This is a genomic window from Pseudomonas sp. HS-18 (assembly GCF_020401845.1).
Lineage (GTDB): Bacteria > Pseudomonadota > Gammaproteobacteria > Pseudomonadales > Pseudomonadaceae > Pseudomonas > Pseudomonas nitroreducens.
In genome coordinates, this window is the sequence record NZ_CP084413.1 from 879,172 (window position 1) to 904,360 (window position 25,189).

General features: G+C 66.6%; 27 protein-coding genes. All 27 read right to left on the bottom strand.

Features of this window, described 5'->3' with window-relative positions; all coding sequences use genetic code 11:
- Nucleotides 1–88 precede the first annotated feature (88 nt).
- The 27 genes from LDJ84_RS04200 to LDJ84_RS04335 all read right to left on the bottom strand — a co-directional run bounded on the left by LDJ84_RS04200 (nt 89) and on the right by LDJ84_RS04335 (nt 25,133).
- Nucleotides 89–1,006, bottom strand: a complete 918-nt coding sequence (locus LDJ84_RS04200) for a dihydrodipicolinate synthase family protein (RefSeq protein WP_024764657.1) — start codon at nt 1,004–1,006, stop codon at nt 89–91.
- A gap of 106 nt (nt 1,007–1,112) precedes the next feature.
- Nucleotides 1,113–2,144 (bottom strand): trans-3-hydroxy-L-proline dehydratase, encoded by a 1,032-nt coding sequence (locus LDJ84_RS04205; protein WP_065086605.1) that lies wholly within the window; start codon nt 2,142–2,144, stop codon nt 1,113–1,115.
- A gap of 170 nt (nt 2,145–2,314) precedes the next feature.
- Nucleotides 2,315–3,037 carry an amino acid ABC transporter ATP-binding protein gene (locus LDJ84_RS04210; RefSeq protein ID WP_024764659.1) on the bottom strand — a complete coding sequence of 241 codons (723 nt, stop codon included), beginning with the start codon at nt 3,035–3,037 and terminating at the stop codon, nt 2,315–2,317.
- Nucleotides 3,030–3,680: an amino acid ABC transporter permease gene (locus tag LDJ84_RS04215; RefSeq protein WP_024764660.1), complete on the bottom strand. Its 651-nt coding sequence runs from the start codon at nt 3,678–3,680 to the stop codon at nt 3,030–3,032. The genes LDJ84_RS04210 and LDJ84_RS04215 overlap by 8 nt, the downstream gene beginning before the upstream one ends.
- Nucleotides 3,681–3,691: 11 nt before the next feature.
- The gene (locus tag LDJ84_RS04220; RefSeq protein ID WP_226045945.1) at nt 3,692–4,357 is read right to left on the bottom strand and encodes an amino acid ABC transporter permease; all 666 of its coding nucleotides are present in this window, start codon (nt 4,355–4,357) and stop codon (nt 3,692–3,694) included.
- On the bottom strand, nt 4,357–6,075 hold the full coding sequence (locus tag LDJ84_RS04225) for an aconitase X (protein WP_226045946.1): 1,719 nt from the start codon (nt 6,073–6,075) through the stop codon (nt 4,357–4,359). Before LDJ84_RS04225 ends, LDJ84_RS04220 begins: the two co-directional genes overlap by 1 nt.
- A 70-nt stretch (nt 6,076–6,145) precedes the next feature.
- On the bottom strand, nt 6,146–6,952 hold the full coding sequence (locus tag LDJ84_RS04230; RefSeq protein WP_024764662.1) for a transporter substrate-binding domain-containing protein: 807 nt from the start codon (nt 6,950–6,952) through the stop codon (nt 6,146–6,148).
- 502 nt (nt 6,953–7,454) lie between these two features.
- Complete coding sequence (locus LDJ84_RS04235) at nt 7,455–8,234, bottom strand: AraC family transcriptional regulator (RefSeq protein WP_084358087.1); 780 nt, start codon at nt 8,232–8,234, stop codon at nt 7,455–7,457.
- Nucleotides 8,235–8,392: 158 nt separating this feature from the next.
- Nucleotides 8,393–9,640, bottom strand: coding sequence for an FAD/NAD(P)-binding oxidoreductase (locus LDJ84_RS04240; protein WP_226045947.1), 1,248 nt, complete (start codon nt 9,638–9,640; stop codon nt 8,393–8,395).
- Entirely contained in the window at nt 9,637–9,873 is a 237-nt protein-coding gene (locus LDJ84_RS04245; RefSeq protein WP_024764664.1) for a (2Fe-2S)-binding protein, read from the bottom strand. Before LDJ84_RS04245 ends, LDJ84_RS04240 begins: the two co-directional genes overlap by 4 nt.
- A complete protein-coding gene (locus tag LDJ84_RS04250) occupies nt 9,866–10,978 on the bottom strand; it encodes an NAD(P)/FAD-dependent oxidoreductase (RefSeq protein ID WP_226045948.1) in 1,113 nt (370 codons plus the stop codon). The genes LDJ84_RS04245 and LDJ84_RS04250 overlap by 8 nt, the downstream gene beginning before the upstream one ends.
- Nucleotides 10,975–11,919, bottom strand: a complete 945-nt coding sequence (locus LDJ84_RS04255; protein WP_226045949.1) for a 4-hydroxyproline epimerase — start codon at nt 11,917–11,919, stop codon at nt 10,975–10,977. The genes LDJ84_RS04250 and LDJ84_RS04255 overlap by 4 nt, the downstream gene beginning before the upstream one ends.
- A gap of 113 nt (nt 11,920–12,032) precedes the next feature.
- Nucleotides 12,033–12,707: a GntR family transcriptional regulator gene (locus LDJ84_RS04260; protein ID WP_024764667.1), complete on the bottom strand. Its 675-nt coding sequence runs from the start codon at nt 12,705–12,707 to the stop codon at nt 12,033–12,035.
- Between the two features lie 131 nt (nt 12,708–12,838).
- A complete protein-coding gene (gene ispA / locus LDJ84_RS04265; RefSeq protein WP_024764668.1) occupies nt 12,839–13,726 on the bottom strand; it encodes a (2E,6E)-farnesyl diphosphate synthase in 888 nt (295 codons plus the stop codon).
- On the bottom strand, nt 13,723–13,968 hold the full coding sequence (locus LDJ84_RS04270) for an exodeoxyribonuclease VII small subunit (RefSeq protein ID WP_024764669.1): 246 nt from the start codon (nt 13,966–13,968) through the stop codon (nt 13,723–13,725). Before LDJ84_RS04270 ends, ispA begins: the two co-directional genes overlap by 4 nt.
- Nucleotides 13,969–14,094: 126 nt before the next feature.
- Nucleotides 14,095–14,700: an START domain-containing protein gene (locus LDJ84_RS04275; RefSeq protein WP_024764670.1), complete on the bottom strand. Its 606-nt coding sequence runs from the start codon at nt 14,698–14,700 to the stop codon at nt 14,095–14,097.
- A 345-nt stretch (nt 14,701–15,045) separates the two neighbouring features.
- Nucleotides 15,046–15,576: an inorganic diphosphatase gene (ppa, locus tag LDJ84_RS04280; RefSeq protein WP_017521720.1), complete on the bottom strand. Its 531-nt coding sequence runs from the start codon at nt 15,574–15,576 to the stop codon at nt 15,046–15,048.
- An 80-nt stretch (nt 15,577–15,656) separates the two neighbouring features.
- The gene (locus tag LDJ84_RS04285; RefSeq protein WP_226045950.1) at nt 15,657–16,475 is read right to left on the bottom strand and encodes a zinc-dependent peptidase; all 819 of its coding nucleotides are present in this window, start codon (nt 16,473–16,475) and stop codon (nt 15,657–15,659) included.
- A 7-nt stretch (nt 16,476–16,482) separates the two neighbouring features.
- Nucleotides 16,483–17,142 (bottom strand): DedA family protein, encoded by a 660-nt coding sequence (locus LDJ84_RS04290; RefSeq protein ID WP_024764672.1) that lies wholly within the window; start codon nt 17,140–17,142, stop codon nt 16,483–16,485.
- A 194-nt stretch (nt 17,143–17,336) separates the two neighbouring features.
- Nucleotides 17,337–18,221, bottom strand: a complete 885-nt coding sequence (locus LDJ84_RS04295; protein WP_065086596.1) for a substrate-binding periplasmic protein — start codon at nt 18,219–18,221, stop codon at nt 17,337–17,339.
- Nucleotides 18,222–18,309: 88 nt separating this feature from the next.
- Nucleotides 18,310–18,774, bottom strand: coding sequence for a GNAT family N-acetyltransferase (locus LDJ84_RS04300; RefSeq protein WP_024764674.1), 465 nt, complete (start codon nt 18,772–18,774; stop codon nt 18,310–18,312).
- 122 nt (nt 18,775–18,896) lie between these two features.
- A complete protein-coding gene (locus tag LDJ84_RS04305; RefSeq protein WP_304362958.1) occupies nt 18,897–19,340 on the bottom strand; it encodes a type IV pilin protein in 444 nt (147 codons plus the stop codon).
- The gene (locus LDJ84_RS04315; RefSeq protein ID WP_226045951.1) at nt 19,340–22,762 is read right to left on the bottom strand and encodes a pilus assembly protein; all 3,423 of its coding nucleotides are present in this window, start codon (nt 22,760–22,762) and stop codon (nt 19,340–19,342) included. The genes LDJ84_RS04305 and LDJ84_RS04315 overlap by 1 nt, the downstream gene beginning before the upstream one ends.
- Nucleotides 22,749–23,294 (bottom strand): hypothetical protein, encoded by a 546-nt coding sequence (locus LDJ84_RS04320; protein WP_024764677.1) that lies wholly within the window; start codon nt 23,292–23,294, stop codon nt 22,749–22,751. The genes LDJ84_RS04315 and LDJ84_RS04320 overlap by 14 nt, the downstream gene beginning before the upstream one ends.
- Complete coding sequence (locus LDJ84_RS04325) at nt 23,291–24,034, bottom strand: PilW family protein (RefSeq protein ID WP_065086593.1); 744 nt, start codon at nt 24,032–24,034, stop codon at nt 23,291–23,293. Before LDJ84_RS04325 ends, LDJ84_RS04320 begins: the two co-directional genes overlap by 4 nt.
- Nucleotides 24,031–24,624, bottom strand: coding sequence for a type IV pilus modification protein PilV (gene pilV, locus LDJ84_RS04330; RefSeq protein ID WP_160297874.1), 594 nt, complete (start codon nt 24,622–24,624; stop codon nt 24,031–24,033). Before pilV ends, LDJ84_RS04325 begins: the two co-directional genes overlap by 4 nt.
- Nucleotides 24,621–25,133, bottom strand: a complete 513-nt coding sequence (locus LDJ84_RS04335; protein ID WP_196912659.1) for a GspH/FimT family pseudopilin — start codon at nt 25,131–25,133, stop codon at nt 24,621–24,623. Before LDJ84_RS04335 ends, pilV begins: the two co-directional genes overlap by 4 nt.
- Nucleotides 25,134–25,189 lie beyond the last annotated feature (56 nt).

Sequence of the window (25,189 nt, forward strand, 5' to 3'; positions counted from 1 at the left end):
GTACCGGCGAACACGGGAGTTCTAGCGGGTACGCACGGTCCCCTCTCCCCTTGGGAGAGGGTTAGGGTGAGGGTGGTTCAATCTCCACTCAGAGTCCGACATCCGGCAACTTCGGCCGATTCGCCAGTGCCTTGGCCATGATTGTCTCCACGTGCTCGCGGTCCGCGCCTTGCAGCGCCAGGCGCGGCGGGCGGGTGAGGGCGGTGCCGCGGCCGGCGATTTCTTCGCAGAGCTTGATGCACTGCACCAGATCCGGGCGGGCGTCGAGGTGGAGGATCGGCATCAGCCATTCGTAGATCGGCATGGCCTCTTCGTAACGACCGGCCTTGCACAGGCGGAAGATCGTTTCGCCTTCCTGCGGGAAGACGTTGGACATGCCGGAAATCCAGCCTTCGGCGCCCACCGCGATGCTTTCCAGCACCACGTCGTCGAGCCCGGCGAACAGGATGAAGCGGTTGCCCACTTCGTTGCGCACGTCGATGAAGCGGCGGGTGTCTCCGGAGCTGTCCTTGAAGCAGACGATGTTCTCGCAGTCGGCCAGGGAGATGAGGATGTCCGGGGTGACGTCGTTCTTGTAGATCGGCGGGTTGTTGTAGACCATCACCGGCAGGTCGGTGCTGGTGGCCACGCTGCGGAAGTGCGCGGCGGTTTCATGGGGCTTGGAGGAGTAGACCAGCGCGGGCATCACCATGATGCCGTCGACGCCGACCTTCTGCACCGCCTTGGCCACCTGCGAGGCACCGTGGCTGGTGAACTCGGCGATGCCGCAGATCACCGGTACGCGGCCGCCGGAGGCGTCCTTGGCGACTTCGGTGACGGCCATCTTCTCCTCGATGGTCAGCGAGGTGTTCTCGCCCACGCTGCCGCACACCACCAGGCCCGAGACGCCGTCGCGCACCAGGTTGGAGATCACCTTGTGGGTGGCTTCCAGGTTGACCGAGAAATCATCGTTGAACTGAGTGGTCACCGCGGGGAACACGCCACTCCAATTGACCTTCTTGCTCATGTTGCTCTCCAATTGTCGTATTTCGTATACGAAACGTCTGAAGGAAATCCCGCAGCATTTCGTCGTCGGGTGCCGCTACGCGGCGAATCAGGGTTGAAAGGGGAAATCAGTAACCGTTGGGCCAGGTATCCGAGAGCCGATAGCCTTCGGGCCAGGGATCGCTCGGGTCGAGCAGGTGCTGGTGGGTGCCGGTGATCCAGGCGCGGCCGGAAATGCACGGGTGGATCGCCGGTTTGCCGCCGACGCTGGTGAGGCCGTCGATGCGGCAGTGGAACTTGGAATCGATGATCGAATGGCCGACGAAGCGCTCGCCGTCCTTCAACTGGCCCTTGGCATGCAGCACCGCCATGCGTGCCGAGCAGCCAGTGCCGCAGGGTGAGCGGTCGATCTTGCCGGGGCGGATGACCACGGCGTTACGGCCGTGCAGCACGCCGTCGATGCGCTCCACCGGCGCGGTCAGCTGGCAGAAGGAGATGTGCGCCCAGTCGTGGTTTTCCGGGTGCTTGAAGCCCAGTTGCTGGTTTGCCGCCTGGGTGATCTTCAGGCCGGTGGCAACCAGGTCGGCGGCCTCCGAGGCGTGCAGGGTGAAGCCCAGCGCGTGCGCGTCGGCCAGTACGAAGCTGTCGCCGCCGTAGGCGGTATCCACCTGCAGCGAACCGAGGCCTTCCACTTCGATCCAGGCATCGAGCTGGTCGGCGAAGGAGGGCAGGTTGCGCACTTCCACGCGCTGCACCTTGCCGTCCTTGCAGTCGGCCACGGCTTCGATCAGGCCGCCCGGCGCTTCCAGGGTCAGGCGCGTCTGCGGTTCCTGCATCGGCAGGATGCCGCTGTCCAGCAGCACGGTGCTGACGCACAGCGAGTTGGAGCCGGACATGGGCGGCACGTCCGCCGGCTCCATGATGATCCAGGCCATCTGCGCCCGCGGGTCCTTCGGCGGGACCAGCAGGTTCACGTGACGGAACACGCCGCCGCGCGGTTCGTTGAGGACGAAGTTGCGCAGGGTGTTGTCGCTGGCGATGAAGCGCGACTGTGCCCACACGGTATCGCCCGGCGGCGGGGCGACGCCGCCGACGATGACGTCGCCGACCTCGCCTTCGGCGTGGCAGCTGACGACGTGGATGATCTTGCTCGAACGCATTGTCTTTCTCCCTACGTTGTGGAGCCCGGCCTCCCTCACCCCAGCCCTCTCCCAGAGGGAGAGGGGGCAGGCCGTGCCGGCTGATGCTGTGGTTTCATCCTGCACCGATCAGTCCCCTCTCCCGCTTGAGGAGCGGGGCGCGCAGCCAGGGTCAGGGTGAGGGGCTCTTGTCAGTTCACCGAACGGAGGAACTCCGCCGTCTCCGCCCGCTGCGGATTGCCGATCACCTGCTCCGGCGTGCCGATCTCATGTACCAGCCCCTCGCGGAAGAACGCCACGCGGTCGGACACATCGCGGGCGAAGCGGATCTCATGGGTCACCAGCACCATGGTCATGCCCTCTTCGGCGAGCAGGCGCATGGTGTCGAGCACCTCGCCCACCAGTTGCGGGTCGAGTGCCGAGGTGGCTTCGTCGAACAGCATGTAGTCGGGCGACATGGCCAGCGCGCGGGCGATCGCCATGCGCTGCTGCTGCCCGCCCGAGAGCTTCTGCGGGAACACCTTGAGCTTGTCGCCCAGGCCGACGTGCTTGAGCTGCTTCACCGCCATCGCCTCGGCCTCTTCCTTGGACAGGCCGAGCACCTTGCGCGGGGCGAGCATGACGTTCTCCAGCACGGTCAGATGCGGGAAGGCGTTCCACTGCTGGAAGACGATGCCGATCTTCTGCCGCAGCTTGTTCAGGTCGGTGGTCTTGGCGTGGACCTCGATGCCGTCGACGCGGATCTTGCCGCGCTGGATCGGCTCCAGGCCGTTGATGCACATCAGCAGGGTGGACTTGCCCGAACCCGAGCCGCCGATGATCGAGACCACCTCGCCTTTCTTCACGGTCAGGCTGACGCCCTTGACCACTTCCAGATCGCCGTAGGCTTTGTGCACGTTGTCGATTTCAATCATTTTCCTGCCACCTTTGTTCCAGCCGGGCGCCGAGGCGCGCCACGACCCAACTCATGAGGTAATAGATGACCCCGGCGATGCACAGCACCAGCAGGGGTTCCTGGATGCGCGTCACGATGGTCTGCGAGGCGCGGAGCAGTTCGACGATGCCGATCCACATGACCAGCGCGGTGTCCTTCATCACCCCCAGCACCAGGTTCAGCCAGCCGGGGAAGGCCACCCGCGCGGCCAGCGGCAGCACGATGTAGCGCAGGTCCTGCCAGTAGCTGAGGCCCAGCGAGCGGCTGGCGCGGCGGATGTTCGGGCCGACGGCGAGGATGCCGCTGCGGATGATCTCGGTGCAGAACGCCGCCGCGTACACGCCCAGCACCAGGCAGCCGACGGTGAAGGCGCTCCAGTTCAGGCCGACGATGCTTTTCAGCGAGTTGAACAGCACGAACTGGATCAGCAGCGGCACGCTGCGGAAGATGTCGAGGAACCAGCCGACCGGCATCGTGGCGCGCGGCAGGGTGGCGCGCAGCCAGCCCAGCACGACGCCAGCGAGGGTGCCGATGAGCATGGCGCCGACGGTCAGCTTGACGGTGACCCAGGCCCCTTGCAGCAGGAACATCAGGTCATTGACGGTGAAGCTCGTGGAAAACATGCGTGCTTCTCCTAGTAGCGGAACAGTCGCCAGCTCAGCAGGCGGGCGACCACCACGATGACCTTGGCGATGAGGTAATAGAGCACCGCGGCCAGGGCGAAGTACTCGAAGGTGCGGAAGGTGCGCACGTTGAAGTCCTGGGTCACGCCGGTGAGGTCGTTGTTCAGGCCCACCACCACGCCCAGCGACGTCATCAGCACCGCCCAGACCATCTGGTTCGTCAGCGGGTAATAGACGATGCGCAGCAGCTGCGGAACGATGATCATCCGGTACGCCTGGAAGGCGCTCATGCCCAGCGAGCGTGCGGCGCGCATCTGGGTGTCCGGCACGGCCTTGAGGCCGCCGCGGAAGTTCTCCGCGAGGTAGCCGGCGTTGTTGAAGGTGATCCCCGCCAGCAGCGCCACCCAGGAGCTGACGTGCAGGCCGAAGGAGCCCAGGCCGAAGTACAGGATGTAGATCTGGAACAGCGACGGGGTGTTGCGCGCGATCGATACCCAGGTGTCGGCGAAGCCCTTGATCAGTGGGTTCTTCATCTGCCGCATGACGGTCAGCAGCAGCGCGATGAGCACGCCGAGGATCATCGACAACGCGGCGGTTTCGAGGGTTACCCAGGCGCCGCCGAGCATGTCCGGCAGGGCCTTGAAGGCGGAGCGCCAGTGGAAGCTGTAGTTGAACATCAGCGCACCCCCTCGCTCAGCCAGCTCGGGACGCCACCGTCACCGCGCCCGCTGCAGGCTGCCTCGACGCAGGCGGCAAGGCTGCCGAAATGCACCTGGCGCCCGGCCAGGCCCGGACCGTAGTGGGCGTATTTCGCCGAATTGGTGATCAGCGTGGTGCAGGACGGCGGAATCACCGGCTCGCCGATCATGCACCAGCAGGTGTCGTTGAGCAGTTGCGCGCCGAAGTCTTCCAGCACCTTCACGTCGCCGGCGGCGCGGGCCTTTTCCTGCACGACGCGGCCGAGGGCGACGACCAGCGCGACGCCCGGATGCTTGCGGCGCCCGGCGACCAGCCTGGCCAGCTCGGCACACTCGCTGGCGGAGAAGTGTGGGTTGCCCAGCGACACCAGTTGCACGCTGGGTTCTGCCGCGTGGTCCAGCTCGCGCCAGGAGGCGATCAGATCCGCCGGCGTGACGCGCAGGTGTTGCAGCGGGGCTTTGCCGCCCAGTGCGGTGGTGACGTCCGGCGCTTCCGGCGTAACGCCGGCGATGTGGAACATCGGTGCGGCGGAGGTAGTGGCGAAGGCTGCGCCGAAGGCTTTCAGCGCATCGCTGTCCGGCGCCAGCGGCTGCAGGCCGTCGACCACCGGGATGCGCGTGCCGCACAGCTCGCCGATGTGATAGCCGAGCAGCGGGAAGATCGATTCGTCGTGGTCGGCCGGCAGCTCGACGTCGATCCGCAGGGTCGCCAGCCGACCCTCGTCGCGGTGGCTGCCGACGTTCGGCGCACGGCCGGTGAGGGCGATGCAGATGTCGAGGTAATCCGGGTATTTCAGGGTGCGCGCGCCGAGCACGCTGTTGGCGTAGACCACGGCGTTGGACTCGGCCCACACGACCTGTTCGCCGAGGCTCGGCTTGCTGTCCAGCAGGTAGGGCGCGCAGGTGTAGCTCATCTGCGCGCCCATCTCCATGTAGGCATCGCCCAGCGCGGCGGCGGGCTCGCCGAAGGCCTTGTCGACGCCCAGCTCGCGCCAGCGGCGGTGATCCACGGAGATGGAGTTCAGGGTGGTCGGCACCTTCACCTTGCCGCCCCAGTCCGCCAGTTGGCGGGCGAAGCGCAGGCTGGCGGGGCCGGTATAGATGCAGCCGTCGATGTGCGCCTGGGCGACGTCGAGCAGGTCTTTCGCGCCTTGCAGCGCGGCCATGCGCAGGACGATCTGCATGGCGGCCTGGGCGGCCTTGCCGTGCAGGCCATCGAGCAGTTCATGGTCGCCGGCGGTGAGCGCCAGGCCTTCCGGCAAGGGGCCGGCATCGCTGGCCATCACGCCCTGCCAGCTATCGGCAGGGCGCTCGGCGGTGAGTGTTACCTGTCCGTCTTCGATACGGGCCCAGCCGCCCGTGGACAACTGCTCGAAAGCCTCGTGGCCCAGGCACAGCACCGGTATGGAGCGGCCGAACAACGCCTGCGCCACCAGCACGCCGAGGGTGAGGATCTCGTCCGGCTCGGCCAGCAGCAGGGCTGCCGGCGCATGGCCGTTGAGCAGTATTTCCAGCATCACGCTGCTGCCGGTACAGGAGCCGCGTCCGCTGGGAATCGCCAGCACCCGCCCGGGCAGGAAGCTGCCGGAGAGCGGATGGTGGCGGTCGATGACCTCGCCCGTGAAAGGCTCGACGCCTCCCCAGAAGCTCAGCCCGGTGTCGGCATGGAGTAGCGCCCCTTCGGCGCTACCCCCCATCAGGACCCGCCCTGTTAGGCGTAAGTCCCGCACCCTTGAAGCCTGAATCGAAGACATGTTGCGCCCGCCGTCAGTAGTACACGTGGGGAACGGTGAGGTCGACCGGGGTGCCGCCGACCCACTTCTCGTACAGCTCGGCGTAACGGCCGGTGCGGACCTGCTGGTTGACGAAGAGGTTGAGGTAGTGGATCAGGCCGTACTCGTTGCGCGCGGCGGCCAGCGACACGTAGTCGATCACGTAGGGCGCGTTGCCGACGACCTTCAGGCCCTTGTACTTGCCGGATTTCAGGGTGGAGGCGGCGACGGTGTTGGTCACCACGGTGGCGTCGATGTGACCCTGAGCGACGGCGAGGATGGTGTCGTTCTGGCTCTGGTAGGCGCGGAAGGAGCCCTTGCCGCCCCATTTCTTCACGTCCTTCTCCAGAGCGATGGCTTCATAGGTACCGCTGGTGTTGCCCACCGGGCGGTCCTTGATGTCCTCGTACTGGGTGATGCCGGTGTCCTCGCGGGTCAGCACCACCATCTGGAAGGCGAAGTAGGGGATGGTCATGGCGACCGTCTTGGCGCGCTCCAGGGTGTCGGAGGTGGAAGCGACGATCACGTCGGCGCGGCCGGATACCAGCGCGGGGATACGATCCGGGAAGGGCGTCTCGACGACTTCGGCGGTAACACCGAGGACTTTCGCCAGGTCGTTGCAGTAGTCCACGTCGAAGCCGACCGGGTTGTTCTGCGCATCGCGCGAACCCATCGGCGGGAAGTCCAGGGTGACGGCGCAGCGCAGCTTGCCGGATTCAATGATGTCGTCGAGCTTGTCGGCCTGGGCCTGGCCGACGAGAAACACAGCGGTGAGGGCTAGCGCAATTCGGGAGAATTTCATGGGGGCCTCTCTGAGTCAGTGTTGTGCAGCGATTTTGTATTATGGATTTCGTATACGATATTTCTTAGAGCAAGGCATGTGCCAGAAATGGCCCGGGCATGACCGATCAGTCGCGAGGCCTGTTATTGGTGGGATCAGGGCTACAGGGTGCTTCGAATTGGCTGTAGGTGCGTTCCGAGCGCTGTTACCAAATGAAGCAGGAGCGTGTTTCGCTGCCCCGTATGGGAGCACTCGGGAAGCTGTGCGCGTTGATGTTCGTTGTGGGAGCAACTGTCTTCTGCGGGAAAGTTCGTGCCTGCTTTCCCCTCTCCCCAGCCCTGGCTACGCGCCCCGCTCCTGAGGGAGAGGGGGCAGATCGTGCCGGCTGACGCTGGGGTCTCATGCTGCTCAGAACGGTCCCCTCTCCTGCTTGCGGGAGAGGGTTAGGGTGAGGGGGCACTTGTAGAGGAGGAGCCCCTCAGCCCATGCCAGCGATGGCGCGCATGGGGCACTACAGGTTTCGTCAGTTGGGCGCGACCTGCGACTCGCGATATTGCGTCGGCGACAGCCCGGTCAGTGCGCGGAACTGCCGGCTGAAGGCGCTGTGGTCTGTGTAGCCGCAACGCAGGGCGATCTCGGTGATCGGCAGGTCCTCGCCGAGCAGGCGCGTGGCGGCACCCAGGCGCGCCTTGTGGATCATCTGCCGTGGCGTGAGCTGGAAGATGCGCTTGCAGTGGCGCTCCAGCTGGGCGACGGAGAGGCCGGCCAGCTCGGTCAGCTCGGCAAGGTTGATCGGCTTGTCGAAGTGTTCGCGGATATAGGCGTCCACTGCCGCCAGGCGCTGGTAAGCGGGATGCGTGGATTGCGCCGCCTGCAGGTCGCTGGAAATTCCCGCCATGCCGATCACGGCGCCTTGCGCATCGCGCAGCGCCAGCTTGTGGGTCAGGCACCAGCCTGGCAGCCGGCCGGGGTAGAGGTGCAGCTCCAGCTGATCGCTGAGCTGGCCGCCGGTTTCCAGTACGCGGCGATCCTGCTCGGTGTAGATCGGGCCGAAGCGCGACGGGAAGACCTCCTCGGCGGTGCGCCCGAGCAGCTCGCGGGCATCCTTCACACCGCAGCGCCGCGCCAGGGTCTGGTTGACCAGCACGTAGCGCGCCGCGGTGTCCTTGATGAAGAACACCACGCCGGGCATGGCATCGAGCAGCGGGGAAATCTGCGCAAGGGTCTGCAGCAGGCTATCCAGGTCGCGGGCGCCCTGGGGAATCAGGTCGTGCATCGGGAGGCGAGTCGGCTGTCGGAACATGGCGGAAGGTACGCTGCAAGGTGGCGAGATGGCGGGACGCTGTCAACTCGTAGGGCGAATAACGCCTCGGGCGTTATCCGCCGGCCGCCACGTACGCAGGTGGGCGTGGCGGATAAAGCGTGCCGCTTTATCCGCCCTACGAGTGATCCGGTTGGAGCTCAGTCTTCGGCGAGCTGCAGCAAGGTTTCCACCCGCGTCGGGCTGAAGGGAGGACGCGGCGCCGGCGGTTGCCAGCCGAACAGCTGTTTGGCTGCCGCACCGCACACACGGCCTTGGCAGGCGCCCATGCCGCAGCGGCTGGCGAGCTTGGCGGCGGTCCAGTCCGGTTTGCCCGCCAGTGCCGAGTAGGGCACGTCTTCGCAGCGGCAGACCAGGGTGTCCGGTTGGGCGAGCTGGTTCAGGCGCGGGTCGAGGGCAAAGTCCTTCTTCAGTGCGGCGGCGAAGCCCTGCCAACGCTGGCGCTGCGACCAGAGCTCGCGGGCTCGGTCGTGTTCACCCGCGGCGGCGTGGCCGGCGATGCTGCCCTCCACCAGGGCCTTCTCCGAGCCGCCGAAGCCGGTGCATTCGCCCGCGGCGTAGATGCCGTCGCGACTGCTCGCCTGCCAGGCGTCGACGTGGATCGCACCGTCGTCCACCGCGCAGCCCAGCGCCTGACCGAGCTGCACATTGGGGATAAGGCCGAAGCCGCAGGCCAGCCGGTCGCATTCGATTTCCTTCAGCTTGCCACCCTGGCTGATTCGCACGCCTTCCAGGTGATCTGTCCCCAGTGCGGCGACGATATGGCTGTCGGCACGGTAGGCCGGGTCGTACAGGCCGAACGACTGCAGCAGCTTGTTCGGCCAGCGTGGCAGCTTCAGGGCGAAGCTGGCCAACGCAGACCACGAGGCCTGTTCGGCGATGCGCTGGATCTTCGCGCCGTTGGCGCGGGCGGTCGCGGCGCTGGCGAGCAGCAGCGGGCCGCTGCCGGCGATCACTACGCGCTGGCCGTCCACCGGTACGCCGCCTTTCACCAGTGCCTGCAGTCCGCCTGCACCGGTGACGCCGGGCAGCGTCCAGCCGGGGAAGGGCAGCAGCAGTTCGCGGGCACCGGTGCAGAGGATCAGCTTGCGGTAATCCAGCCGCCAGCCACGTTGGAAGTCTTCCAGCAGCAGGCCGCGTTCGCCGGCCAGGGCCACCACGCGGGTGGCGCTGTGAATCCTGATGTTGGCGCAGGCGGCGACTTTTTCGCGCAGCTGCAGAGCGGCGCGCGGCAGGTGCGCATTGGGCCCGTCGCGCCAGATCTGCCCGCCAGGCAGCGGGTTGTCGTCGAGGATGACGGTGCTCGCGCCGCTGGGGGCGGCGGCGAGAGCGGCGGACAGGCCCGCCGGCCCGGCACCGATGATGAGGATATCGACGGACTCGCTCATGGGCGCGTCTCCACCTGCATGCCCTCGCGGCACAGGGTCTGGCAGGCCAGGCGGCGCTGGCCGTCGATGATGACCCGGCACTCCTGGCAGATGCCCATGCCGCATAGCGGCGCACGGCGCTGGCCGCTGACCGAGGTGCGTGTGGTGCCGTCGCCGCCCAGGGCAAGCGCGGCGGCCACCGTGGTGCCGGCGACGACACGCAGTGGGCGGCCGTCAAGAGTCAGGTCAGGCATGGGTGGTGGCTCCGAGGAAGCGGCGCGGGGAATAGGGTTCGGTCGGCAGCGGCAACGGTTCGCCGCACAGCTGCGCGGCGAGCAGGTCGGCGGTGCCCGGCGCTGTGGTTACGCCCAGGCCTTCGTGGCCGACAGCGAGCCACAGGCCGGGGCGCTGCGGATGTTCGCCCACCAGCGGCATGCCGTCCGGGCTGGCGGCGCGGAAGCCGGCCCAGCTGCGGATCACGTTGAGGTTGGCCAGGCCGGGCATGTAGTCCACAGCGCGGCGCAGCATCTTCGCCAGCATCCAGCCTTCCACCTGCGGGTCGGTGGTGCCGAACTGCCGCGAGGCGCCGATGAACAACTGGCCGGTCGGGCGCGGCTGGATGTTGCAGGCCACCGATGGGCCACTGGCGTTGTGCGCGCTGGTCACGTAGCCCAGCTCCACCAGCGTGCGGCGCACCTTGCCGGGGTAGCGGTCGGTGATCAGCAGATGACCTTTTTTCGGCTCGATGGGCAGGTCGGCGCAGAGCTGCGTGGCCTGGATGCCATTGGCCAGGACGATGGCCTTGGCGCTCAGCCACTGGCCGTCGTCCAGGCGCACGCGGGGTTCGTCGATTTCCACCACCTTGGCCTGGCGCTGGCGGATCGGTTTCAGCGCCGACTCCAGCAGCCACGCGGCGGCGCGCGGCGCGTAGAGAATGCCGTCACCGGTGATCTCCAGCCCGCCGTGCAGGTCGCTGCGCAGCTCGGGTTCTTCCTGCTGCAGCTCCGCGCTGTTCAGCAGTCTTGCGGCGATGCCGTGCTCGCGCAGCACGGCGAACTTGCGTTCGGCTTCGGCCATCTCTTCGTCATTGGCCGCCAGCCACATCGTGCCGTTGCTGCGGTACGCGCATTCGGCGGGCATGTCGTGGCCCCACTCGCGCCAGCGCTGCAGCGAGTAGTTGCTCAGCGCCAGTTCGGCGGCATTGTCGTCGAGCACCAGCAGGTGGCCCATGCCGACGGCGGTGGCGCCGGGCAGGCGCGCATCCAGCACCAGCACGTCCAGGCCGCGGCGGGCGAGGGCGTGGGCGCAGGCGGCGCCGACGATGCCGGCGCCGATGACGATGATGTCCGCATCGCTCACGAACGGATGCCCCAGGCGAACGGGTCGTCTTCTTCCAGCAGCAGGGTGGCTTCCGCGCTGATGTTGGCGCGCCCGCGGATGGTCGGGATGATGCGCCCCTCGGCAGGCTCACCGACCCACTCGAAGCGGCCCTCGAACTGGCTGCCGATCACGCTGGCCTGGCGCCAGGCGTCGCCGGCGGCGAGCTTGCCGTCAGCGGCCAGGCACGCCAGCTTGGCGCTGGTGCCGGTGCCGCAGGGCGAGCGGTCGTAGGCCTTGCCGGGGCAGAGCACGTAGTTGCGGCTGTCCGCATCGGGATCGTCGGCGAACAGCTCGATGTGATCGATCAGGCCACCGTCTTCGCCGCGGATGCCCTGGTCTTCCAGCGCCTTCTGCACGGCGACGGTGTAGGCAGTCAGTTCGTCCAGGTTGTCGCCGGCGACGCGCAGGCCGTGATCGGCGATCAGGAAGAACCAGTTGCCGCCCCAGGCGATGTCGCCGTGCACCAGGCCATGGCCGGGCACTTGCACCGGCACTTGCTTGCGGTAGCGATAGGAAGGGACGTTGCGCACGCTCACCGAGCGGTCGTCGTGCAGGGTTGCTTCGACGGTGCCCACCGGCGTCTCGATCTTGTGCGTGCCGGGGCCGATACGCCCCAGGTGCGCCAGCGAGACGACCAGGCCGATGGTGCCGTGGCCGCACATGCCCAGGTAACCGGTGTTGTTGAAGAAGATCACCCCGGCGCAGGCGCTCGGGTCCACCGGCTCGCAGAGCAGTGCGCCGACCAGCACATCGCTGCCGCGCGGCTCCAGCACGGTCGCGGCGCGCCAGCTGTCGTGCTCCCTGGCCAGCAGCGCACGGCGTTCGGCCATGCTGCCCTTGCCCAGTTCGGGAAAGCCGTCGAGCACCAGGCGCGTGGGTTCGCCGCCGGTGTGGGAATCGAGAACCTGGATGCGTTTCATGCTGCCCCCTGAGGTGGTCTTGTGGTTGACCCTAGGGTGGCGCGGAGCGGGGATGGGAGCTTGAGGGTTTTCCGCCGGGCCGATGATGAAATCGGCACAGCGGGTCTTTTCGATCAGCTCGGTGTCGGCCGATTCGGCAGGTGCTCGTAGAGCGTGCGGCAGACACCGTTGATGTGTTCTTCCAGCAGGCGCGCGGCCAGCTCGCCATCGCCGGCGCGGCAGGCGTCGAGGATGTCGTGGTGCTCGTGATCCGCGCGATCCTTGCCGGAGGACAGGCTCATCTGCATGCGCAGGTAGCGTTCGAGCTTGTCATGGATGGAGCGGATCAGGCCAACCAGGTAGGGCCGCTGTGCCGGTTCATAGAGACAGGCATGCAGCTCCCAGTTCAGTTCCGCCCAGCGGCCGACATCGTCCTCGCCGACGAACTCGGCACAGATGCGCTCGGCGCGCTCGAAGGTCTCGGCGGTCATGTTCGGCACCGCCAGGCGGATCGCCTGGGCTTCGAGAACGACCCGTACCTCGAACATCTGCGCCAGTTCCGGCTCGGATATCTTCGTCACCAGCGCCCCCTTGTTGCGCTGGAACTCCACCAGCCCCTCGGCCTCCAGGCGCTTGAGCGCCTCGCGCACGGGAATCTTGCTGACGTTGAAGATCTGCGCGATATCGTCCTGGCGGATCGGCTCGTGCTCTGCCATCTGGCCGGAAATGATCGCCTCGCGCAGGTGCTTGGCGATGGTCTCCGAGGCGGAGGGGACGATACCCAGGTTGGGGGCGTTGCGTAGCGGCACGATGCAGTCCGGTCAGGTGGCTGTTGTCGGATATGGTATACGAAATCCCTGTAATGCAGTGAAGCACCGGCGAGCGGTCATCGCAATGGATGAATCAGGGGATTTGCACACGCAATGCGCGTGCCGGGGAATCAGTTGCGGCGTTCGACGATATAGCGGGCGAGGGCGCGCAGCGGTTCGGCGCTATCGCCAAAGCCTTCCAGCGCCGCCAGCGCCTGGTCGCGCAGGGCGAGGGCGTAGGCCTTCGCTTCGTCGAGGCCGAGCAGCGCGGGGTAGGTCGGCTTGTGGTGGGCCTGGTCCTTGCCCTGGGTCTTGCCGAGGGTGGCGGTGTCGCTTTCCACGTCGAGGATGTCGTCCTGCACCTGGAACGCCAGGCCCACCGCCTCGGCGTAGCGGCGCAGGGCTTGCAGCGCATCGGTGTTGGCGCGGCCGCTGGCGAGGGCGCCGAGCTGCACGCTGGCCTCGATCAGCGCGCCGGTCTTGTGCCGGTGCATGGTTTCCAGTGCGGCCTGGTCGATCTTGCGGCCCACGGACTCCAGGTCGATCGCCTGCCCGCCAACCATCCCGGCCGAACCGGCGGCGCGGGCGAGGATCGTCAGCATGTCCAAGCGGGTCTGGGCATCCTGCGGATTGAGCTGTGCGTTACCGATCACCTCGAATGCCAGTGCCTGCAGGCCGTCACCGGCGAGAATCGCGCAGGCCTCGTCGTAGGCAATGTGGGTGGTCGGCTGGCCGCGACGCAGGTCGTCGTCGTCCATCGCCGGCAGATCGTCGTGCACCAGGGAATAGGCGTGGATCAGCTCCACTGCGCAAGCAGCGCCGTCCGCCCGCTCGGCGTCGCCGCCCAGTGCTTCGCAGGCCGCGTAGGCCAACAGCGGGCGCACGCGCTTGCCACCGTTGACCACGCTGTAGCGCATGGCGGCGTAGATGCGGGTGAGTTCTTCACGGGGGGCGACGAAGAGTTTTTCCAGCGCAGCGTCGACACGCGCCGTACAGCGCGCCTGGTACCCGGCGATCATGCGTCTTCGCCTTCCGGATCGAAGGGCGCTTCGCTCAGTTCGCCATCGCGTTCCAGCAGGATCTGCACCTTCTGCTCCGCCTGGGTCAGCGCCGCCTGGCAGTCGCGCGTCAGGCGGATGCCCTGCTCGAAGGCCCCCAGCGAGTCCTCCAGCGACAACTCGCCGCTTTCCAGGCGCTCCACCAGCGTTTGCAGCTCGGCGAGGGACTGTTCGAAGTCGAGGGAAGCTTTCTTGCGGGCCATGCGGACATCTCGGCGGGGGTATTCGGAAACCTCGCGACACTAGCAGAGACGGGCTTTGCGGGCAAATCTTCGGTCAGGCCGCCGGCGACTGCACAACCGTTGCCGGCGGCGCTTTCGGACCGGTTTCTAATAGCCGCCGTCGCGGACGCCCTGATGCTCCGCCACCACCCTGAGCATGCGCAGCGACTCGAATGGAGCATCGACCACGAACTGGTTCGCCAGCCAGGACGGCACGCTGCCGCCGGGTTCGCCGCGCATTTCGTAGGTGACTTCGGTGAGCTTCGGGCCCTTGGGGACCATCTGCCAGGTGCCGGAAACATTGGGTACGCGTATGCGGTCCTTCACCGGAGGAAGATAGTCCGGCGCAGCCTGCAGGTGGCGGATCATGCCGCCGTCCGCGGTTTCCTCGGTGCTCACCTTCAGCACCAGGTCCCGCGGGGCGGCGGGCCACGGGAGCTTGGTGTCGAGGTAGACCCAGATCGCCTCGTCACTGTACTTGAGCAGGCGCATCTGCGCGCAGGCGTAGAGCCAGGCGCAGGAGACGCGCAGGTTCTCCTGCAGGTGGCCGAGGGTGGCGACGTCGGATTTCACCAGGGTCACCCCGCGGAAACTCTTGTAGCGGGAGCCGGGCACGTCGCGAAGGTAAACCTGCACGCCATCTTCGTTCCTCGCCAGTTTCCAGTCTTGCGCCTGCGCCCAGGCCGGGTTGCATGTCAGCAGTGGCGCTGCCATGAGCAAGGCAACGTAAAGTGGCGAGAGGCGTGTCATGTCGGTGCAACCGGCGAGGGGATAGCTTGATCTTATGCCTGCCTGGTGACAGCGGCGCATTGGCTGGCGAGCGGTCTGACATGGGCTGAGGCTTTTTCGCAGGCATTAAAAAAGCCGGCTTGTGGCCGGCTTTCAGGGGGTGGTCCAACCTTACTTCTGGTAGGGCGGGCCGCCTTGATTCTGTGGCAACGCAGGGGACTGCGTGCGGGGCGCGCATGGTAGCAAAGTCGGGACGAAAAGCCTAATCCCGGTCACAAAAAAGCCCCGCAGTGGCGGGGCTTCTTCGCGGCGGGGGCTACCCCGCGACCATCACTTGGCCTGGAAGGCGGCGACGGCCTTGGTGATGTAGTCGTGGGCCTGGGCGGCGTCGCCCCAGCCTTCGACCTTCACCCACTTGCCCTTCTCGAGATCCTTGTAGTTCTCGAAGAAGTGCTTGATCTGCTCCAGCAGCAGGGCCGGCAGGTCGGTGTATTCCTTCACGTCCTTGTACAGGACGGTCAGCTTGTCGTGCGGTACGGCGATCAGCTTGGCGTCGCCGCCGGCTTCGTCGCTCATGTTCAGCACGCCAACCGGACGGGCGCGGATCACGGAGCCCGGAGCGACCGGATACGGGGTCACGACCAGCACGTCCAGCGGGTCACCGTCGTCGGCCAGGGTGTTCGGGATGAAGCCGTAGTTGGCCGGGTAGAACATCGGGGTGGCCATGAAACGGTCGACGAACAGGCAGTCGGTGTCCTTGTCGATCTCGTACTTGATCGGCGCGTGGTTGGCCGGGATCTCGATGGCGACGTAAATGTCGTTCGGCAGGTCTTTGCCAGCCGGGATGCTGCTGTAGCTCATGGACGACTCCAGATAGTGGTCGGGCCGAAAAAGTGCGGCGGATTATAGGCAGATTGCCGTGTCCAAGCCACAGACATCGCCTAGTGCGCCCGAGTTTCCTGATATTCGGGGTGCTCGGCTTGCAGCCGGTGCAGGCGCGAGAGCGGATCTTGCCGGTAGAACAGCGAAAGCTGCTCATAGACTTTGGGATAGGCCGCCTGAAGGAGGTCCGGAGCGGTAAAGAAGTACTCGCTGGTGACGGCGAAGAACTCGGCAGGATTCTCGGCCGCGTAAGGGTCGATGGCGGTGTGCGCCTGCGGATCGCGGTCGAGCTTGCGGTTCATGTCGTCGTAGGCGGCCTGCATGGCGGCAGCCCAGTCGGTGACGCGCATGTCGCGGTGCAGTGGCGGCAGGCCGTTGGCGTCGCCGTTGAGCATATCGAGCTTGTGCGCCAGCTCGTGGATCACCAGGTTGTAGGCGTCCCAGCCACCGCCGCTCTCCACGCCGGGCCAGGCAAGGATCACCGGGCCTTGCAGGGAGGTTTCGCCGGCGCGCTCGTCGTCGAATTCGTGCATGACGCCAGCGGGGTCGCGGTGTTTCTGCGGGCTGACGAAGTCGTCGGGGTAGAGCACCAGCTCATGGAAGCCGCTGTACCAGTTCAGGTCCGGCAGGTGCAGCAGCGGCAGCTCGGCCTGGGTGGCGAGCAGCAGGCGGCGGTAGTCGTCCAGTTCGATGCCGGGCAGCGGCGAGAGGCGCTTGTCGCGCAGGAACAGCAGCGCCCGCTCGCCGAGCCGGCGCAGTTCCTCTTCGCTCAGGCCGTCGAGGATCGGCAGCTGCCGCCGCACCTGCTCCCAGAGCTGGGCGTCGAGCGGATAGCGGGCGAGGAAGCGCCGGCGGCGCCAGGCGCTGAACGACCACATGGGCGGATCAGTGCTCGCCTGGCTGGGCCTTGGCCGATGGGCGCATCTTGTGGCGGATGAAGCCGATCAGCATGGGTACCAGGGAGAAGGCGATGATGGCGATGATCATCACCGAGAGGTTCTGCTTGATGAAGGGCACGTTGCCGAAGAAGTAGCCCAGGGTCACCAGGCCGCCGACCCAGGCGATGCTGCCGGCCACGCTGAAGAACAGGAAGCGCGCGTAGGGCATGTAGGCCATGCCGGCGACGAAGGGCGCGAAGGTGCGCACGATGGGCAGGAAGCGCGCCAGGGTCACGGTCTTGCCGCCGTGGCGCTCGTAGAAGGCGTGGGTCTGGTCCAGGTAGTCGCGGCGGAAGACCTTCGAGTTCGGGTTGCTGAACAGGCGCTTGCCCAGGGTTCGGCCGATCACGTAGTTGGTACTGTCGCCGCTGATCGCCGCGAGCAGCAGCAGGCCGCCGAGCAGCCAGGGGTCCATGCCGCCGGCGGCGCAGATGGCACCGGCGATGAAGAGCAGCGAGTCGCCCGGCAGGAAGGGCGTCACCACCAGGCCGGTCTCGCAGAAGATCACCAGGAAGAGGATGGCGTAGATCCATGTGCCATAGTTGGCTACCGCCAGCGACAGGTAGCTGTCGAGGTGGAGAATCAGGTCGATCGGGTTGAATTCCATGAGAAGCCTGTTTGACAACGAGGTGAACGGCCGGGCCGACCATTATAAGGCGCGACCTGACTGCCGGGGGCGCTCTCCGTCGAATCCTGCGACGGAGAGCCGCGGGAGGATATTACAGCTTCTGCGTGAAAATCCTGTCGCTGCAAGCGCGGCAACGCCTTGTGACAAAAACCGCAGAAGCGCTGGACGCTGCGTCAGAGCAGGCTCGCCTGCCAGCTCAACAGGGCGGGCGCCACCTTGGGTGCCGATGCCGCACCGTGCTGCTCGCCGGCGGCTGGCAATTGTTCGGCCAGCGGGTGTGCGGCGACTTCACGGGTATTCATCGCGGTTTCCAGGCGTGCCTCGGCAATCAGCTGCTGCAGTCGGCCGCTGCGGCGCAGAGTGCGCAGGCCGCGGTCGAGGCTGGCGGCGAGGGCTTCGCCTTCGGCGCGCTTCTTCGGCACCAGCACGTAGAGCGGCTTGACCTCCAGCGGCGGGTCGACGAACTCCAGCTGCTCGCGCAGCGCCGGGGCGTTCTGGCTGAGCAACTGGTAGCCGGTGTAACGGTCCACCACGGCCAGGTCGATGCGCCCGCGCAGGAGTTTTTCCAGGTTCTGCCAGTCGCTGCTGACCACGTCCTTGTTGAGGAAGTCGGCGCTGTCGAAGCGCTCCTGGTTGACGTAGCCGCGCACCACGCCGATGCGGTAGGGGCGCAGGGTATCGAGGTCGCGGGGGTTGATCGGCAGGGCGCGGTCGCGACGGCGGAAGAAGCCGAGCTGGGAGTCCAGCAGCGGCATCGAGGTGTAGAAATCCTGGCGGCGGTCGGGCGACAGGTACGCCGGCATCAGCGCGTCGAAGCGGCCCTCGCGGGTTTCGTTGAGCGCCCGCTGCCAGGGCAGGAACACCAGTTCGGCCTTGTCGCCATTGAGCGCCAGGGCTTCGTTGAGGATGCGGCTGGCCAGCCCGTTGCCCGGCAGGTCGCTACCGACGTAGGGCGCCCATTCCAGGGTGGCGACACGCAACGTCTGGGCCTGGGCGATGGCGCCCGCAAGGCCCAGGCAGAAGCAGGCGGTGCGCAGGACGAGCAGGGAAATACGCATGGGATCCCTTCATGCGGAGGCCGCGGCAATTCCGATGATGGCACTTTAGTGTGCCCGGCCCGCCGCCGCCAGCGGGCCGTTGCGTGCCTCAGTTGAGGTCGTCGCTGATCGGCAGGATGTAGTTCTTGAACTCGCTGTCCTCGCGGAAGCCGATGGACTCGTAGACCTTCTGCGCCACTTCGTTGTTGACGCTGGTGGACACGCGCATGCGCACGGCCTGGGTCTCGCGGGCCATCTGTCGGGCGGTCTGCAGCAGGTGGTCGGCGACCAGTTGGCGGCGGGCTTCTTCGGCGACGTAGATGTCGTTGAGGATCCACACGCGCTTGAGCGAGAGCGAGGAGAAGCTCGGGTAGAGCTGGCAGAAGCCCAGCAGCTTGTTGTCGTCGTCGTCCGGCAGGGCCAGGTAGATCACCGACTCCTTGCGGCGCAGGCGCTTCTCGAGGAATTTCCGCGAGGACTCGGGGTAGGGGAGCATCCCGTAGAACTCGCGATATTTGACGAACAACGGAGCGAGCAGATCGAGGTGGTCGAGCGTGGCTTGCACGATGCGCATAAGCGGGCCTCGGCGGGAGGTGGGTGGGCTGGTATGGCAATGCAGGGGCTATGCCAGCGAATAGCCATTGGTCCGATGCTGCACCAGAATTTGTGGAAAGCGCAATCCAAGCGAGCGTTTGATCAGCGCCAGCAGCTATCCACGCTGCCGGCGCTGGTGCCGCGCTGGCCCTGGTGGTCGAGGGTGAAGTCGCCGCATTCGCTGTCGCCGGCCTGGGCGCCCCGGCGCAGGGCGGTCAGGCGGTAGCTGCGGGTGTTGCCGCCGATGAACTCGGCCTGCAGTTCATAAAGCTGGTGCGGCGACAGGCGTTTGCCATCGACCAGCGGGTAACCGAAGGCCAGCCGGGTCGCGGCATCGGTGTACTTGCTGTATTGCGCCAGGTAGCGCTCCTGCTGCGCCGCGGCGTCGCGCAGCAGTGTCTGGGCCTCGCTGCGATTGGCGCGCAGGACGTACTGGCGATAGCTGGGGATGGCGATGCCGGCCAGCAGCGCGAGGATGCAGACCACTACCATCAGCTCGATCAGCGTGAAGCCTTGCACCTGGCTCGCGGGCATACGGATGGACATCAGGGGTACCCCGTGGGCAGGTTGAAATTCAGGATCTGCCAGTTGAAGCGGCCCTGGTTGACCGGGTCGAAGGGCTGCACGGGCAGGCGGCTGCCGTCGGGGGTATAGAGGTTGCCGCCGATGCGTGTCACCGGGCCTTCGATCTGGATGCCGCTGGCGCGTTCACTGAAGGAGCCGTCTCCTGCCAGGTCGAAGACGTTGAAGTTCAGCGCCCCTCCGGTCTTCGGGTTGACGGCGAGCAGCCAGTAGGTGATCCCGGCACTGCAGGGGTCGGCGTTGGGCTTGCTGACGGTGACGAAAAGAACGTCGCCGAGCATGAAGGGCTGGTCGAGGATCATCTCGCTGTCGGCCAGATCGAAGTACCAGCCTCGGATGCCGACGCCACGCTTGCCGCTGCTGTCCCAGCTCACGCTGGCGCTGCTCAGTTGCCGGACCAGGGTGCTGCCGCCGCTGTGGCTGACGGTTTCCTCGGTGAGCGTCTGCTTCTGCAGGTCGTCCAGTCTGGTCAGGGTGGCGGGATCGCCGGCGCCATCGACGTGGGCGAGGTAGTCGGTCTGGTCCCAGAACCCATAGAGCGATTGCGCGGTGGCCGGGCCTTCCTTGTCGCTGCCTTCGAAGTACTTGCCCGTGCCGGCCAGCACCAGTTGCCCGCCGCGCGGATGCTGGGTGACTTCCGGTGCCGCGCTCACGGCCTGGCCCCGTGCGCTGGCGAGGCTGGCCAGCAGGCTTGCCTTGGCATCGATGCCGCCTTGGCGATACAGGTTGCCCTGAAGGCTGCCGTAATAGCGCTGGGCGAGTTCCCCGGGGCTGGCGGCCTGGGTCCAGGCGACCGTGCTGGCGACGTCACCGTCGCCGCCGGTGGCGTGGCTGGCGGCATCGATCCGGCCGTCGGCCAGGCGGATCGACAGCGAATAGCCCTTGCCCGCGTCGTAGCCATTGCCAGTGAGGATGTAGGGCTCGCCATCGAAGGAGGTGATGACCGGGCGCTCCAGCAGGTAGCCGAAGTCGATGGTCTTGCCGTCGCGGCTGGTTGCGCGGGCGGTGTGCTCCCAGAGCAGCGCGGGCGAGTCCGGATCGGTGATGTCCAGGGCGAACAGCCCGCGCCCGCCGCGTCCCGGCGCCATCACCAGGACAGTGCGCCAGGCACCGTCGAAATAGACATCCTGGGTGACGGCAGTGCCGTCGACGAAGAAGCGGTGCAGGTTGTTGGTGTTCTCCTCCTCCGAGCGCCCCGCGTAGTTTTTCGCCGGCAGGTAGTTGAGCTTGTCGACCACGGCGGCAGGGATGAAGGCCCAGCGTTCTCGGCCCGTTTCGTCGAAGGCATGCAGCATGCCGTCGTTGGCACCGACGTAAATGCGCCGTTCGCGGTCCGCGTGGTCCTGGCGGAAGGTTTCGTAGCCCGTGGTGCGGGCGGCTTTCTCCAGGTAGTAGGTGACGCTGGAGGGGGCACCGACTACGACCGGCGAGGAGTAGATGATGTCGCCGAGCAGATGGTTGCGCGCACGGAACGTGGCGTCTTCGTCACTGCGGTCGCCACGCAGCCAGGCAAGGCGACGCTGGCCGAGATGGTCGCGAGTCTGGGTGCCGGGCGCCTTGTCGAGCAGGTCCTGCTGTGAGGTCGCGAGGTTGTCCCAGGCGAAGGCCTGGAGGCTCCCACTTGGACGGTCGGGGCGTGAGTTGAAGTAGAGGTTGCGGCTCCCAGGCGAGCGCTGGTCGAGCTGGTTGCGGAAGGACAGCGCGGTATTGGCCTGGGCGTTGCCGTCGGCATCGAGGCGGTATTGCAGGATGTCGCCGCTCCAGTCGTTGGGCTGGTAGCTGGCGCGGTAGAGGTAGGTGTCGGTGCTCAGCGAGGTCGAGCTGGCGCCTGCCGCGGCGACCGCCAGCTGGTTGGTGGAAATGCTGCTGACGATGGCCTGGAAGGCCTGTACCAGTTCGCTGGTGGAGTCGGCGCTGAAGAACTCGCCACGGGCGTTCAGCGCACCATGCCAGAGCGCCGCCACCTTGCCTTCGTTGGCGGTTACCGTCATGCCGTCCAGCACCGTGCTGCCGCTGGGGTTGGGCCAGCTCTTGCTGCCGTCGAGCAGTTGCGGGTAGGAACCCGAGTAGGTGTCACCTCCCCACTGCAGGTACTTCAGTGTCGGGCCGAGGCCCAATCCCACGGTGTAGGTGGTGACGTGCTGCCAGGTGGCCGGATCGTTCTTCGGATTCCAGTAGTCGTTGCCGTCGCGGTAGCGCGGCGGGACCTTGTTCTCCAGATCGGCGCGCGCATCGGTCGCCCAACCGAGGAAGATGTTGTCGGCCAGGGTATTGGACCACTTGTCGTAGAAAGGCGCGCTGGCGGCGAAGGCCTTTCCGTCGGGCAGGGTGCGCGTGGTGCCGTCGGCATTGTTGCCACCGGAGCCGTCACCGAAGCCATCGGTCATCAGCAGGTGGTAGGTGGGGCGGCAGGCGTACTCGGTCTTCACGTCGCGCGTGGCGCCCGGCGCGCGAGCATAGGGGTTGTACGCGGACGTGCTGGAGAGGTAGCTGTTGACCCGGTTCTGCGCGGCGCCCAGCGGGGTACCGCCACTGGCGACCAGGCGGCTGGTGAAGGTGAAGAAGTCAGCCTTGTGCTGGTCGGCGAAGGCCGCCAGGGTCTGGTTGCCGCAGGTTGTGGAGGACAGGTTGAAGTTGGTGTTGTAGCAGCTGTTCAGCCCCTGCCAGGTCACGCGGATATGATCGGGCAGCTCGAACAATGCCAGGTTGGCGGCGGTGCGCGTCGCGAGCTGGCGAGTACGGTAGAAGGAAAACCAGTTGGCGTAGTTCTGTTTTTCCTCTGCCGTCGTGACCCAGCGAGGCGCGAAGCAGCTCTTGGTGCAGGCGTTTGCATTGGTGTACGAGTAGTCGGTTGCGCAGTTCTGTACGGCGCTGAGCGCATTGGTGGCAACGTTGCGGGCATGCGGACAGGCGGCGTCGAACTGGTAGTAGTGGGCGTATTGCTTGTAGCTGTCGGTGGTGTTGACAGTCTGGATCGAGTTCTGCCCGTAGCCGTTGCCGGTGTACCTGTTCAGGTCCAACGTCCCGGTCTGGAGGGTGAGGAAGCCGTCGTAGTACGCCTTGTCGAACTGGGTGGTGTAGCGCTCGCTGATGAGGCGCCCACCGCTGAAGGTGACCTTCCACGGCGCTTCGTAGGTGATCGCCGGGTTGTAGTACATCGGGTTGTACGACGCGGAGCGGTTGGCGATGGTGTAGGAACTCATGCCGTCGGGCGTGTAGGCGCTGGTCATGCTGCCGGAGTCGTCGAGGGTGACGATCAGGTTCGGCGAGACGCCCTCGACCAGGAACAGCGGCGCCTGGCTCGGCGTGGCGGCCGCAGCGTTGCCGCCGGCGAGCACAGCGGCTCCCAGCAGTGCGCCACGCAGGAGGGTTTCAGCGTTGCACACGGGCGTACTCCTGCAGGCGTACCTGGGCCTGGTCGGTGATGCCGGTGGCAAGGGCGTTCACCTGCAGCAGCAGGGTGCCGCTGCCGGCCAGGCAGTCGGCCATGGCGCTGGAGGAGCGGCTTTCGCACTGGGCGGCCACATACCAGCGTGGCGCGCGGCTGAGTTCGTCCAGCTCGCCCGGACTGGCGAGGTCGTTGCCGCGGTAGGTGCGCGCTTTCGTGATGAGGGCGCTGCTGGCCGGGTCGGAAGGGTTCAGCCAGAGACGGTCGCAGAGCAGCACCTGCTGCTGGTCCTGCGCGGTATCGATGCAGTCGTCGACGGTGCCCACCGCCATGCTCGGGCTATGTCGACTGCGGTACAGCGCCTCGTTGATGGCCGAGGTGGCGCCGCCCAGCGCCGCCTGATAGTCGCGGGCGTCGGCGAGGCTGTTGTCCAGTAGCAGGCCGTTGCGCAGATTGCCCAGGGTCAGGATGCTCAAGCCGAGCAGCAGGATCAGGGCGATCAGCAGGGTCTGGCCGCGTTGCCGGGTCATGGCTGGTTCCTCAGGTAGAGCGTCTGCGCGAAGGCGCCGCACAGCCCGCGCGTACCGGTGTCCTTCTGCTGGTCGCCGAGCGGGTCGGGATAGGTGCAGTTCTCCGGCAGCAGCGGGCGGGTCGAAGTCAGCACCAGGCCGACGCGGACCTGGTTGACCGAGGCGGCGAGGAAACGCAGGTCGTGGATGCCCGTGGCGAGCACCGCCTCGCCGGCGGAAGCGCTGTTGTTGGTCTTGCAGCGCAGCTCGCCGTTCGAGAAGTACAGGTGGCTTACCAGTACCAGCGGCGTGCCGCTGTCGGTATCGCTGTAGAGGGCGCCGCCACTGCAGTCCTGCTGGAACTGTGCGTCGACCCGCTGCGAACGCTGGTAGCGCAGACACAGGCCCTTGCCGTTGGCGTCGACGGAACTGACCTTGCCAGCGCCAAAGCTGCAGCCGGTACGGCTGTCGGTCAGCGAAGGGAAGGGGCCGTCGCGGTCGAGGATGAAGTCGAATTGCGTGGCGTCCTGGGCCACGGCATGGCGTTGCCAGGCGACGTAACCGGCATGCCCGGCCTCGTTCTGCAGCAGGTCGAGGAGGAAGCGCGCGCGGCTTTGGTTCTGTTGCTGGGCATTGTTGAAGGCAGCGTGGTCGCTGCCCGACAGGTAGATCTGCAGCACGGTGAACAGCACCAGGGTGCCGAGCGCCAGCGCGACCATGAGCTCGATCAGTGACAGGCCTTTCTGTGTGCTGGCGTTCATGGTTGGAAACTCAGTCGATAGCGCTCGACGCCACCGTCAGCGTCCGCGCTCAGGCAGGCGGAGTCGGCGTCCTCGGCAACGGTCGGGCTGCCGTTGCGGCAGTTGCGGCTGTGCCAGGCCAGCTGGATCAGCAGCAGGGGCTGTTTCGAACCGCTGGCGCAGGATTTACCGTCGCGGGTGGCGCAGATGAAGGTGGAGTCCTTGAGCAGTTCGTCGTCGGTGACGAGTCGGCGCTGCACCTGCGCCGTCCAGCAGGCCAGCTCGCGACGGATCCTGTCGCTCGCGCCGAGCCCGCTGGTGACGCAGGACGCACCGCTGCCCAGGCTGGGGAACGCGCTGCCCTTGGCCACCAGGAATGCCGCATCGTCCCTGAGCTTGCCCTCACGGACCAGCCCCTCGCGGTTGGCCTGCATGCTGCGGGCGAGATCGGCCGCCAGAAGGATCGCGTTCTGCCGCTGCTGGCTGTCGTGTGCGTAGCTGATGCTGCGCGCCTGCAGGGCCAGCATGCCCAGCAGCCCAACGCTGGTGAGCATCACCGCGACCATGACCTCGATCAGGTAGAAGCCCCGCTCGCTGGGCATCGGCCTCATTCGCATACCCATGCCGCTCCGCTGCGTTGCAGGCAGACCTGGCTGCTGTAGCTGCCGGACACGAGGGTGAAGACCAGCGGGTAGTCGAGGCCGGATTCGGCGATACCGTTGCCGTCGAAGACTACCCTTGCGGCGCTGGTGCTGGTCTGGACCTGCACCTTGGCCGAGTCGTCCAGCTGGGTGCGGCGCAGTTCGATGGCCTGGCTGCCAGCCAGGTCGCCGCCACGCCGCTGGGACACCACTAGCATCGAAGCCCAGTCACCGGATGCCTGCGGTGTGACACTGATTTCCTGGTGGCTGATCTGCGCCTGCGCGCGGGCATATTGCAGCAGGCCGATCAGTTGCTTGCCGCCGCTCTGGGCGCGGTTGCGGTTGATCAGCAGGTCGAAGGAGGGCACTGCGATACCCAGCAGGATCGCCAGGATCGCGATGGTCACCAGGGTCTCGACCAGGGTGATGCCGCGTTGGCTCGCAAGCCGGGTGAAGGTAGCGCTAGGGGGTGAATCCATGTTCTCGCCATCGACTGGGGTGCGCCGGGCGGCGCAGCCTTCCGTGCCAGTGCACG